Origin of the sequence: Nostoc sp. CmiVER01 (assembly GCF_034531135.2) — a bacterium.
In the GTDB taxonomy this organism is placed as follows: domain Bacteria; phylum Cyanobacteriota; class Cyanobacteriia; order Cyanobacteriales; family Nostocaceae; genus Nostoc.
This window is the reverse complement of sequence record NZ_JAVRBU020000032.1, coordinates 25673-38717: the sequence shown is the minus strand read 5'-3', so window position 1 is coordinate 38717 and position 13045 is coordinate 25673. Positions and strand designations below refer to the sequence as shown.

Annotated in this window: 10 protein-coding genes; 3 read left to right on the top strand and 7 right to left on the bottom strand. The window is 43.2% G+C overall.

Annotation, left to right across the window (positions count from 1 at the left end; genetic code table 11):
* Window positions 1-32: 32 nt before the first annotated feature.
* The 3 genes from RMZ43_RS34185 to RMZ43_RS34175 all read right to left on the bottom strand — a co-directional run bounded on the left by RMZ43_RS34185 (window position 33) and on the right by RMZ43_RS34175 (window position 3155).
* Window positions 33-608, bottom strand: coding sequence for a Uma2 family endonuclease (locus RMZ43_RS34185; RefSeq protein WP_322653788.1), 576 nt, complete (start codon window positions 606-608; stop codon window positions 33-35).
* 155 nt (window positions 609-763) lie between these two features.
* Window positions 764-2125 (bottom strand): cytochrome P450, encoded by a 1362-nt coding sequence (locus RMZ43_RS34180; RefSeq protein ID WP_322653789.1) that lies wholly within the window; start codon window positions 2123-2125, stop codon window positions 764-766.
* A gap of 76 nt (window positions 2126-2201) precedes the next feature.
* A complete protein-coding gene (locus RMZ43_RS34175; RefSeq protein WP_322653790.1) occupies window positions 2202-3155 on the bottom strand; it encodes a Rieske 2Fe-2S domain-containing protein in 954 nt (317 codons plus the stop codon).
* Between the two features lie 327 nt (window positions 3156-3482).
* Here RMZ43_RS34175 and RMZ43_RS34170 point away from each other — a divergent pair, with 327 nt between their 5' ends.
* From RMZ43_RS34170 to RMZ43_RS34160, 3 genes are all read left to right on the top strand, one after another.
* Complete coding sequence (locus tag RMZ43_RS34170; RefSeq protein WP_322648486.1) at window positions 3483-4139, top strand: TetR/AcrR family transcriptional regulator; 657 nt, start codon at window positions 3483-3485, stop codon at window positions 4137-4139.
* Between the two features lie 692 nt (window positions 4140-4831).
* On the top strand, window positions 4832-7873 hold the full coding sequence (locus RMZ43_RS34165) for a hypothetical protein (RefSeq protein WP_322653791.1): 3042 nt from the start codon (window positions 4832-4834) through the stop codon (window positions 7871-7873).
* Between the two features lie 322 nt (window positions 7874-8195).
* Entirely contained in the window at window positions 8196-8414 is a 219-nt protein-coding gene (locus RMZ43_RS34160; RefSeq protein ID WP_322653792.1) for a hypothetical protein, read from the top strand.
* On the opposite strand, the gene RMZ43_RS34155 is transcribed toward RMZ43_RS34160, so the two are convergent.
* The 4 genes from RMZ43_RS34155 to RMZ43_RS34140 all read right to left on the bottom strand — a co-directional run bounded on the left by RMZ43_RS34155 (window position 8389) and on the right by RMZ43_RS34140 (window position 12965).
* A complete protein-coding gene (locus RMZ43_RS34155; protein ID WP_322653793.1) occupies window positions 8389-11073 on the bottom strand; it encodes an HD family phosphohydrolase in 2685 nt (894 codons plus the stop codon). The two genes, RMZ43_RS34160 and RMZ43_RS34155, sit on opposite strands and share 26 nt — an antisense overlap.
* A 243-nt stretch (window positions 11074-11316) precedes the next feature.
* Window positions 11317-12255 (bottom strand): ADP-ribosylglycohydrolase family protein, encoded by a 939-nt coding sequence (locus RMZ43_RS34150; RefSeq protein WP_322648483.1) that lies wholly within the window; start codon window positions 12253-12255, stop codon window positions 11317-11319.
* 97 nt (window positions 12256-12352) lie between these two features.
* On the bottom strand, window positions 12353-12850 hold the full coding sequence (gene aroQ, locus RMZ43_RS34145) for a type II 3-dehydroquinate dehydratase (RefSeq protein WP_322653794.1): 498 nt from the start codon (window positions 12848-12850) through the stop codon (window positions 12353-12355).
* Window positions 12825-12965, bottom strand: a complete 141-nt coding sequence (locus RMZ43_RS34140) for a hypothetical protein (protein WP_167407621.1) — start codon at window positions 12963-12965, stop codon at window positions 12825-12827. The genes aroQ and RMZ43_RS34140 overlap by 26 nt, the downstream gene beginning before the upstream one ends.
* Between the last annotated feature and the right edge of the window lie 80 nt (window positions 12966-13045).

Below are 13045 nucleotides of genomic sequence, written 5' to 3'. Positions count from 1 at the left end.
TGAGCGTAGGCGTAGCCCGTCGGAGACATCGCTTAACTCAAAATCTGCGTCAAATCCAGCACAAACCCAGGCAATACATCCTCTCCTGATAAGCTAGTAGGCGATTGCAAAACCTCAACTTCCTGTCCTAGACGATAAATTTCCACCTTTTGGTTTTGCGGATCAATCAACCATCCTAAACGCACACCGTTGTCAATGTACTCCTGCATTTTTTGTTGCACAGTTTTTAAGCTGTCTGAAGCAGAGCGTAATTCTACCGCTAAATCTGGAGCGAGTGGTAGAAATCTTGCTGGGTCTGGATTCAGGGCTTCTAATCGCTCCTGACTCACCCAAGATGCATCAGGAGAGCGATTTGCACCATTGGGAAGTTTGAAACCAGTTGAAGAATCAAAAGCCAAACCTGTGCCATCAGCGTCAGCCCAATTACCTAAGCGCTGTGTCAGTTTACTATTCCGATTTCCAGTTCCCCATCCAGTTGGTGGCATGATAATCAATTCTCCCTCTGCCGTGCGCTCAAGTCGCAAATCTCGGTTATTTTGACACAGTTGGAAGAACTGTTCATCTGTTAATTCAATGGTGGGGCTGAGGTTCAGAATCAGGGCAGTCATAATTGCCTCTCAAGCTTTCTAACTGTAGCGTAGCATTGGGTTGACATAGTAGGTTAACCATCAATTTGCCAAAAACTTGAAAAGTGGCAGTCTGATTTTTTAAATACCTATGACTTCATGCTAGATGTGGAAAAGCGATTTGTTTCATCCAAGATTTATGTTTGACTCTTCAAGGGGTGCTTTATCAGCAAAGGCTCAATATATGCTTCTAGAGTATCTTTAACTTTGGAAGGGTGACGAATTGGAGCGATCGCAGAATAATCTGGTTTTACTGTCCAGTCGTAATGGCGAAGCAGTGTAGAAAGCACGATTTTCATTTCCATTTGGGCAAATTCCATGCCTAAACATCGGTGCGAACCATAACCAAAACCCATTAGTGCTAAAGGATGTTTCTTATCTTCTTCACGGGGTGGTGCAAAGCGATCGGGGTCAAAGCGATCGGGATCGGTATACAGTTCTGGTAGACGGTGAGTTAACATCGGCGAGATAGTCACAAACCAACCAGCAGGAATGCGAGAACCTGCATACTCAATATCCTTGAGGACTCCACGATTATAGGCATACACTGGCGGATAAAGCCGTTCTACTTCTTTTAAGACGTTGGTTAAATCTGGAAATTGTTTGAGATGGGACAGATTAAGGGGATTATTCCCCACAACAGCTAATTGTTCTTGGCGCAGTCGTTCTCGCCATTCCGGATGATTACCTAGTTCAAATATTACCCAACTAAGCAAAGAGGCTGTTGTCTCGTGTCCAGCAAATAGCAGTAGCAATGCCTCGTTGATTATCTGTGCTTCGCTCAATTTATTGCCGTCTTCATCAACAGCTGCTAACAGCAATCCCAAAACATCTTTTGATTCTTCTAAGTTACCTTGCTCGATACGCTGTGCGATCGCTTGACGCAAGAAAGCTACTAACTTACCCCTAGCATTTTGACCGCGACTATATAAAGTAAAAGGGACATTCAATTTTAATATTGTCATACTGCCATCTAGCAGGTGTGTAAACCACCGACTAGTTTGCTCAACTTCGCTCTTGTTTTGACTTCCCAAAAACAGGCGAGTAGCAACCATCAGGGTAAGCTGGCGGAAACTAGAATTTAAAGGAATCGTTCTCTGTCCCCAATCTTTGAGGAAGTCTTGCACAATATTTTGAATGGTGTCGAAATATGTAGCGATCGCTTTTCCGTGAAATGCTGGATACATTAAGCGACGAGTTAGGCGATGTTCTTCCCCATCTTGTAATAAAATATTGTTGCCAAATGTTGATTCTAAGAAATACCACCCTATCCGCGATGACATGTGTTCCGCCTGTTCTACCAGCACCAGCCGATTAGCATCAGGGCCAATTAAATAAGCACGTTTACGCCCCATGACACTCGTCTTAAAAACTGAACCATACTGCTGGAATCGTCGCCACAAATACAACTCTGAATCCCGAAATACTTCCAAAGTCTCCCCCAAGATGGGCAAGCCATAGCTACCAGGCATTTCTTCAGCAGATTTTAGCTGTCGCATATTTGAGTACCTCCAGCAGTAATCAGCTACAGTATCTACTTAATTGTAAAGCGCAGTTAGGTTTTGCAAATCTAAATTACCACTCGCGGTAGAGTCTTTCTGCATAGAACATAATCTCTTCATTTGGCAATCTAATTTTTGGTTTTTGCCGAGGATACAAACTTTCAACTGCACCTGTATCCTGTTCAATAACTGTGGCTGCTGCTTGTAAAACTGAATTTTTAAACAGAAATTTCATCAAAGGATTAATGACTTTGGCATACATCAAAATAAACGTCTTGGTAATTTTCTCTGTTTCCGGGTAGAGAATATGAACTTGAGCGATATCACCAATAGGTGTTTTCGCAAAAAAAGCTGTAGTTGAAGGAAATGCGTATTCAAGCCTGTTAGTAAGAGTTTTAGGGAAGATTCCCAAAATAGGATTTTTGAAAATTTCTCCTAGCGTGTTATTGGCTCTTGTCAGTTCTTGATTGACTGTGGCATAGTATCCTTTTTCTTCAAAAGAACTTACATTACAAGATGTAATTTTAAATAGTTCTTTATGAGTCCCATTTTGGTGGTTATAGTCATAGTTAACCATTAGATTAGTCAAAAAGTCACCCTGAATACTTTTATCTCCAGTTACTCCAATAAACTCGTAATTCTCAACAATTTTTTGATGCAAGTCTGGGATGGGCAATCTTGGCTCAAATCCGGCATACGTCCAGATACAATCATTGCTAATAATTAGCTCTAATGGTTTAGTAATTGGCTGAGTGTCTTTTTTATCTCCTTGCTGTAGTCTACCTTGTCCATCAAATTCTAGTGCATGAAAAGGGCAAGTAATAGTATCTCTCTCTTGACAAACCCAGCCATCTGATAATGGTGCTTGCATGTGTGGACAGATGTTATCAAGGGAAAACACTTCACCTTTTTGGTTTTGCCAAATAACATAATCATGTCCGTTTAAAGCGATTTTTTTGGGTTTATTTACTCCTAATGTAGATTTGTGCGCGATTAACCAAGGTGCACCAGGTAAAATTAGTTCCATTTTGCCTCCAAGATATTAATAATTTGTTTATTTAAAGTTCAGCAGATGGGTTAGTAAAACGTCACACAATATTGAAAGTTAAAAGTTGTGTATCATTTGTCTGACATCTTACTTTTGAGTGCAAATTGGGATGAATAATTAAAGTCTTGTCTGCAATAGACGAATTAATACAACCGCGCATTGGCTCGGCTAATTTTGGCTAGTGCATTGTTGAATTAACTAACTAATTTTTTAGTTAATAAACATTAATTTAATAAATTTCATCTTCTATGTCAACTGCTAACCAATTTTTTAGTTAATATATTTTCGTTATGATGATGGAGCAACGTGGGTCGTTCAACGCAGTCAAAATTCTCAGCTAAAAAGCCGCGTCAGGTGCGCGATGCAGAAGCGACAAAAAAGCAGATTCTCGATGCGGCAGAAGCGGAGTTTGCCAGAAATGGACTTAGTGGGGCGCGGACAGAAGCGATCGCTACAGGTGCAGGTGTCACCAAAGCGATGATTTACTACTACTTCCAGAGCAAGGAAGGACTATATGAAGCTGTTCTGCAACGTCCGGCGGTGGAGATGCACGAAGGGTTTGAGCAGTTAAATTTGGATCAGTTCCCACCAGAGGAGGCGTTGAAGGTACTTGTCAAAGAAGCGATCGCTTATGAAGCTGCTCACCCGCACCGGGGAATGCTTTGGTTTCAAGAAGCCAACCAAAATCAGGGAAAGTATTTCAAACAGGGGAATTGGCAAGAGAATTTTAGCTATCTCATCAAGATTTTAGAGCGGGGGATGGCTGAAGGTTGTTTCCGTCAGATCGATCCATTTCTCACCACCCTACATATTATTGGGGTTTGTAATTTATACTTCAATGCTTACGAAAACATCAAGCATACTAGACCCGATTTGCAACTGCTGAGTTCAGAAATGATTGAGCAGCATACTCAAGCAGCAGTTAAATTTATTTTGGCTGGTGTGCGACGTACTGAAAATTAGAGATTAAATATTGAGAAACTGCGTAGGCGTAGCCCGCCGTAGGCATCGCGTGCCAAAGTGTACATCCACAAATATCTAACAATTTGTGATATATCTTCTCGTGTTAATCCTGAATCTACCAGTTGATTATCTTGCTATTTGGCACGCAGAATATTATTTAACATTGCTAAAGCTTGTTTGGTCGAGACATCTTTGAGCGCTTTGCTTTCAAGAACCAAACTAAAATCAAGGACAATTTTTCAAAAAACGCAATTGACAAGAAAATTTTGGGTATTTGATCAAGATTTTAGAGCAAAGCATGGCAAAGGTTTGTTTCCGTCAACTTGATCCATTACTCACCACCCTTCATAATTATTGGGGTTTGTAATTTATACTTCAACGCTTACAAAAACATCAAGCATACTAGACTTGAATGGCACTTAGTTAAACCGTCTAGTAGGCAATGTAAAGGTTACAGAGGTCAGCGATGTTTGGGCTTTCTGCATAGATCGTCATCAAGGACGGAGCTTATACCCATGCTCCCTGCTCCTTTTCTCCATGCTCTTCTAATCACATTAACTCACTCCAGCTACTATGAAGCGATGCCTACGCATCAGCGTAATCCGCTTAGAACACCAAACTTCTAAAACAGAACATTAAATTTCAAGTTCCAAATACCAAACTTTTAGTTTTCAAAACAAAAGGACGAACTCATGGCAAATTCAGCTTTCAACTTATCTAACCTCAACGGCACAAATGGCTTTGCCATCAACGGCATCAATCCAGATGACCGTTTAGGCGACTCTATTAGCAGTGCCGGAGACATCAACGGCGACGGTATTGACGACCTGATTATCGGGGCAGATGCTGCCGACCCTAACGGCACCTCTTCAGGGCAAAGCTACGTGATGTTTGGCAGCAAGGGGGGTTTTGATACCCAATTTTACCTCTCCACCCTCAACGGCAGGTCAGGCTTTGCCGTTAACGGCATCAATCCAGATGACCATTCAGGCAACTCTGTTAGCAGTGCCGGAGACATCAACGGCGACGGCATTGACGACGTGATTATTGGGGCAGATGGTGCCTCACCCAACGGCATCACTTCAGGGCAAAGCTACGTAGTGTTTGGCAGCAAGGGGGGTTTTGATGCTCAATTCAACCTCTCCACCCTCAACGGCACAAATGGTTTTACCATCAACGGCATCAATCAATATGACTCCTTAGGCAACTCTGTTAGCAGTGCCGGAGACATCAACGGCGACGGCATTGACGACCTGATTATCGGGGCACCCTTTGCTTCCCCCAACGGTACCTCTTCAGGGCAAAGCTATGTGGTGTTTGGCAGTAAGAAAAGTTTTACTGCCCAATTAGACCTCTCCACCCTCAACGGCACTAATGGTTTCACCATCAATGGCATCAATGAAGATGACTCTTTAGGCACCTCTGTTAGTAGTGCCGGAGACATCAACGGCGACGGCATTGACGACCTGATTATCGGGGCACCCTTTGCCGACCCCAACGACATCAGCTTAGGGCAAAGCTACGTGGTGTTTGGCAGCAAGGGGGGTTTTGATGCCCAATTAGACCTCTCTACCCTCAATGGCACAAATGGCTTTGCCATCAACGGTATCAATCCAGATGACCATTTAGGCAACTCCGTTAGCAGTGCCGGAGATATCAACGGCGACGGTATTGACGACCTGATTATTCAGGCACCCTTTGCCGACGGCAACGGCGACAATTCAGGGCAAAGCTATGTGGTGTTTGGCAGTAAGGGGAGTTTTGCTGCCCAATTTAACCTCTCCACCCTCAACGGCACTAATGGTTTCACTATTAATGGCTTCAATAAAGGTGACGGCTTCTTCAGCAGTTTTGTCAGCAGTGCCGGAGATATCAACGGCGACGGCATTGATGACCTGATTATCGCGGCACCCTTTGCCGACCCCAACGGCACCAATTCAGGGCAAAGCTACGTGGTCTTTGGTAGCAGGGAGAGTTTTGGTGCCCAACTCAACCTCTTCAACCTTAACGGCACAAATGGCTTTGCTATCAATGGTATCAATTCAGATGACCGTTCAGGCTACTCTCTTGCCAGTGCCGGAGATGTCAACGGCGACGGTATTAACGACTTGATTATCGCAGCACCCTTTGCCGACCCCAACGACATCAGCTCAGGGCAAAGCTATGTGGTGTTTGGCAACCGCGCCCCTGTTCTCGACCTTAACGGCAACTTACAGGGTATTGATTTTAGCACTACCTTTAGCGGTACTCCTGTCTCCATCATCGATAGCAACTTCACCCTCGACGACAATGGCACTACCCTAGCTGGTGCCACCATCACCATTACCAATCTCTTGAATGGCGCAACCGAAAGTCTCAATGCCACTGCTATCGGCAACATCACTTCTACCTACAACCTCACCACAGGCACTCTCACTCTTAGTGGTACGGATACCATTGCCAATTATCGACAAGTCCTCAGTAGCGTTACCTACAACAGTACAGCTACCACTGTTAACACCACAATTGAGTTTGTCGTCGATGACGGTCAAGATGTGAGTAACACTAGTGCAGTAGCAACCACCACTTTGGGTGTTGTCCAGAAATTGATTACGGGCACCCCTGATGCAGATATCCTTATCGGCACATTCAACAACAACATCATCGAGGGCAAAACTGGTAACGACACGCTCACTGGTAACGGTGGTCGAGACACATTCATCTTCTCAAGAGGCGATGGCATCGATACCATAACCGACTTTGGCGGCGTAGGGAGCTTAGGTAGCGTAGATATTGATTCAAATCCATCAACGGCGGCAACTGCTGAAGTTGATACTTCAAATCCATCAACGGTGCCAATTGCTGAAGTTGATACTTCAAATCCATCAACGGCGGTAATTGCTGAAGTTGATACTTTGGATTTTACTAGATTAGGATTGACTGCTAAAAATCTGCTATTAACTCAAAATGGCAGCAATCTAGAACTCACTTTTGAAAATACAAGCAATACCAAAATCATTCTAGAAAACTTCCTGTTAGAAAAGCTGAATAATTTACCAGCATCTGATACCAGCCCAGCTATTGGCAATATCCTGTTTGATAACCAGAGGGGCATTGTTGACAGTTTTGATGTCTTCGATGCTAACTCCACTCAAACTGACTTATTTAACCCAAACACCGTTACATTCCTCAATGACCTTAACAATAACATTACGGGTTTTAAAGACTCCGGCGATGTGATTAATGGTCAGGGAGGTGATGACATCATCAACGGCAATAGTGGCAATGATTTGCTACGGGGTGGAACTGGTAATGATACCCTCATCGGTGGTGCTGGCGATGATACTCTGGTTGGCGGTGCTGGCAATGACGTACTCACAGGTGGTGAGGGTGTTGACAGATTTGTTTACAATACCGATGCTCCTTTTAACAGTACTGATGTTGGTCTAGATAGTATTAGTGGGTTTTACAGTGGATTTTTTGCAGTCATTACACAAAGTGACAAGATTGTACTGAATAAGACTACCTTTAATACAATTACCTCTGTTGCGGGAATAGGTTTTAGTAACGAGAGTGATTTTGAAATCACTTCTTCTGCCGGGACTAGCACGGCGAAAATTGTCTACGATCCTGTGAGTGGGCAGTTGTTCTACAACGAAAATGGCAGCACGGCTGGTTTCGGTAGTGGTGGTTTATTTGTGACTCTAACTGGTGCGCCAATTCTCAAGGCATCTGATTTTATTATCCAAGGGTAGTTCGCTTGGAACAGCAAACTTTGAGTTCTAAACACCAAACGACTCTGACTTTTCACGGGATCTGGAAAACTTCTCTGTTTGCAAAAAAGAGGCTTTGAATTCTCTCCCTTGCTTACCTTACGGTGTACACACAAATCAAAAAAAGATTAATGCAACAAAGGTGCAGGTCAAGAGACTTGTGTGTACACCCTAGCTTCCTTACCAGAGAAGGGAATTGAGGCATTAGGTTTCGCGTTAGTTTTTCCAGATAACGTGAAAAGTCAGAAACTAGATTAAAGCTAAGTAGAGCATTTCATTAATTCGTAGCGAATTAAATCTGATAATGGCAACGCATCGGTTGACAATGGCAACGCATCGGCTGACAGTGGCAACGCATCGGCTGACAGTGGCAACGCATCGGCTGACAGTGGCAACGCATCGACTGACAATGGCAACGCATCGACTGACAATGGCAACGCGTCTCCTTGCATTAAAAACGCTGACAATTTTACTCAAAGCTGTACTAAGTTTTTTAACTACGAATTCCGCACAGCACCATTAGCTTTTAACTTAGGATAAGCAATCCGTTTGTGATGAAATTGCTGCCAAACATCTACAAATATCTGGGCAATTTTTGACATATCTTCTCGTGTTAATCCTGAATCTATGAGTTGATTATCTTGCCATTTGGCACGCAGAATATTATTAAGCATTGCTAAAGCTTGTTCAGTCGAAACATCTTTAAGCGATCGCTTTTCTGCCAAAGGTTTAGCCGATGCTTCAAGCGATCGCAACGCCGCTTCGCAAGAATCTGCTAACATAACAATTCCTGTTTCCCGTGATTGGGGAATTGGGCCATCGTAGCGAAAATCTGCGTCGTCTACTGTTAAACTTGGATTTTCTTGAGCCATTTGCTGGGCTTGATGATGGAAATAGGCAATCAGCATCGTTCCCTGATGCTCTGGAATAAAAGCTTGAATTGCTGTCGGTAAAAGGTGTTTACGCGCCATCACTAACCCTTCAGTTACGTGCTTTTTGATAATTTCTGCACTCTTCCAAGGGTCTTTAATCTCTGTATCATGTTTATTCGGCCCCCCCATTTGATTTTCAATAAATCCAAGGGGATCGTGCATTTTGCCAATATCGTGATATAGTGTGCCAGCCCTGACTAGTTCAACATTGCATCTTAGTTCTTTGGCAGCAGCTTCGGCAAGGGTAGCTACAAGCAGCGTGTGTTGAAAAGTTCCGGGAGTCTCTGTAGCAAGTCGTTTTAATAAAGGGCGGTTAGGGTTCGCCAACTCTGCTAAACGGATTGGGGTAACTAAATCGAAAACTTTTTCTAAATAAGGACTTAAGCCTAAAGCTACAACACTCCAGCCTAAACCGGATAAAGCAAACAATCCGGCTTCTCGGAGGACGAGATACCAAGTTGAACCAAAGGCTTGACCAATTAAAATTTTAACAACCAGATAAATGCCGCCTTGAGTTAAAGCGATCGCCACCCCCAATAATGCTAATTCCTCACGCGATCGCAATCGTTGCGCTATGTAACTACCTAATATTCCTCCTCCAACACCAGCTAAAAGCGCAGCCTTGCTTATATCCAAGCTAATAGCTAATATTGGCAACAGCAATCCGACAACTGTCAACCCCAAAATGGGGCCATAGAAGCTTCCTAACAATAAACCAAGGGCACTCCAAGTGGTATAAGGCAATCCCATCGTTACCAACCCTGGCACACTCAAAGTCAGCAGTAACACCAACAAGCGATCACGTTGTCGCAATTCATAATTGACATGCCGTTCTACCCAGACAAAAATGGCAATGGCGATCGCAATAACGCCTGCTAACTTTACCAACTCCTGCCATTTTACCTCCCGGCGAACCAGGTGATAATGTTCCAACAGCTTAAAGTTCCATGCAGTAATCGGCGTTCCTTTTCTGACAATTACCTGGCCATCCCGTACCTTCACCATCACGGGTGGAACTACAGCAGCAGCCTTTTGAGCGTTTTCTCTAGTTTGTTCTTCATCTTTTTGCAGATTCGGCTTGAGTACAGCTAACAACAGGTTCTTTGCCAAAGATTCGGCGGATTCTGGTACAAAGGACTGCAATTGTAAACTCACCGCATCCTGTAAGATATTTTTTGGCAGTCCTTGTGGGATGCCTTGGGTGAGAATCCGCTCTGCACTCTGATGGATTCCCATTTGTGTTTTTTCCCACTCTTCATCTGACAAATCCAAAAGTACGGATTCTTCGTATAGTGGTTCTGGAGTAACAGTCTCTAACTGTAAAAGTTTAGTAGTGGCTTGGGTGTATCTTTGCCGTGCTTGGGAAATTTGGGAAATCACTAAAGACAAGTTTTTCTCAGAAGTGACGCGGTAAGATTCTAGTTCTGCTACTGCTTGAGTAAAATCAGTGTTTTGAGAAAAATCAACAGGCTTTGTCTTCTGTGGCGTTAGTGGCTGATTAGGTGCGGATGAGGCGGCGGTTCGTCCTGTTCCTTTCTTCTGCTGATTTTTAGTATTTTCTACAGCTATTAGCAGTGCTTTCCATTCCGAGTCAGGACAAGAGCGGAGGTAACGCTGGGTAGAAATGGACAAAACTACAGGATCAAAAAAAGGAAAAGCTCCAGCAACGGTGCGAATTTCGTTGCCATCATCCAGAAGTTTTTGCAAATTTTCGTTGATTTGTTCGTTCATTCGCGCATTAATCATCAACACCTGTAAGGATGTTTGACTAACGGCTTGGCGCTGTGATTCTGTTTTTTTCTGATCTTCAATGCTAGCTGTGTAAGGCGCTGTAATTGTTTGAGGCGCGGGATTCCCTACTTGAATTTGAGTCTGGTTGTATAGTCTATGCCCAATAACACCAGTCAGGGACACTAGAGCGATCGCTAAAATTACTAAGGAACACTGTTCATGTACCCAATCTAAAGCAACTGCATAAATAGTACTCTTAGTTTTGACCGATTTTGTCTTTGACTGAAGCGCTCTTTCTTGTTTTCGGCGATACCTACGGCTGGCTACGCCTACGCTTTTATCGTTGGTTTTTGATAAAAATAGAATTATATTCTTAAGCACAGTCCTTAGAAGTTCCCTTCTATGGGTTTTGCTTTTGGGACTTCTCATTAACTTTCCCTTACGGCGTAGTCCTTTGTACTGTCGCCGCCAGTTAGTCAATTGCTGGGTTAAGAACTGCAAAAATTGCTTTATTTTCATTATTTCTGCCTGCAATTGCTGATTTTGATAGCTCAAAATAGACAATCATCAGGGAAGTTTACTCTGCGGCTACTGAAACTAGGGTGGCAAAGCCTAATTAAAGCTTGCCATGATAGCTACCTACAGAATCAGTCCAAAAGTTTGCTGAAAAATTCTAGTATATAAGTTTTTTAGTTATTGGCCAGATTTAGTAGTCTTCAGTGTTTAGTACCCGCACCGTTGCTTTGTTCGGTAAAAATAGGATTAACGCGATCGAATAACGCGAGGAGCTGCGTAAACTGAAAGCAAAGCCACCTCATATCCCTCCTCAGTTAACTCCCTTGGATTTAAGGTAAGATCATACACTCCCGACCACACCGCCACAAATGCATCCGCCAATTTTAACATTTGGGAAAAGCTAGTTAATCCCCATGTTGGAGAATTCCTCTGCAAGAGCAAGACTTGCCAATTTATGGGAATTCCGCCTATACCGTTATATGCTCCTGATAAAGCACCAGTAATTGCACCTGTAGCCTGTAAATTTAGAGGGGTAGCATGTTGCATGAAATTGCCATTGTGAGTAGCCTGCAAAACTGCCAGCCGAAAGTCTTCCAAGGTACTCAAAAAGCAGTAGAACGCCATAGCAATAGTGTTACTGAGTTGTTCTTCTTTAACAAACTCAGCTTGCGCCTTTGACAATCCTGCCCCTTGCTCTAATAAATTCTGAACTGTTAATAATTTTTTTGGTATTGATGTCGAAGTTTGTCCGAGAAAAGAAATCGTTTGTGGGATAAGGGTTTGAGGGTTAAGTTTTTCAGTTAAGGCAAGAGCGATCGCATATCCTACTGCTAGCGTTCCATCCCTGATTATTGGGTCATCCTCCCACATTTTTAGGACATGCAGCAAGTTATGCCGGAGCTTAATTGGATTTTCGTGAAAAAAAAGTGCTACTGGTAGTGTCGCAAGAATTATTTTGATCGATATGTCATCAGTTGCTGCTAAATGAAGAGATTCTTGTTGCTGACGCGCTATCCAATCATTTAAATCTAATCTACCCAACGCAATCAAACTCTCAGTACCCAGAACCGCCATTCTGCCCAAATCTAGGTAACTCCAAGACTGTATATCACCAATAGCTAAACTTTCCCCCAGGAATGCTCCGAGTAAAGTACCTCTAAACCGACTTATAGGAGAGTAACGCATAAAGTATGTAGTTAGAAGTGAGGAGTTAATGAAATATTGCTAATTCCTAACTTTACTACCAACTACCAATTCCTAACTCCTAACTCTTATACGCGATTTATCGCGTATCTCTTAAATAATTCACCAAAGCTTGTAAGCCCAACAAGTAACTTTGTCCGCCAAAACCACTTATTTGCCCGATCGCTACTGGGGCGATGTACGAATGATGGCGAAAATCTTCCCTGCGGTAAATATTACTCAGATGTACTTCGACTGTGGGCAAGTTAACAGCCGCGATCGCATCTCGTAACGCCACACTTGTGTGTGTATATGCCCCTGCATTAATCAAAATCCCGTGATGTTGCCCTAATGCGGCATGAATAGTATCTACTAAAATTCCTTCATGATTTGACTGCACAGAAAAAACTTTCGCCTGTATCTTGAATCCCTCTTCTTCTAACAGGCGATTAATTTCAGCTAGAGTCAAGGCACCATAAATTCCTGGTTCTCGCTGTCCTAGCAAATTTAAGTTTGGCCCATGCAGTGCCAGAATGCTTAAGGGTTGCAACGTCGAGTTGAGCACTTTGAGATTAGTGGCGACGACGCGAGCGATCATTTACAGGAATCGGAATCAGTTCCGGTTCCGGTTCTGCCTCTGGCCCTAACAGGCTCTCAATTAGCCTCCGTGCTAATTCCTTAACCTTTTCCAGCACCTTTTCTATATAGTCCATGAACTGACGACTCCTGAGATACTACCTCAATTTTTGATTAACAGGTACGCAGAAATTGGCATATTTTCGCACCTCTGGCT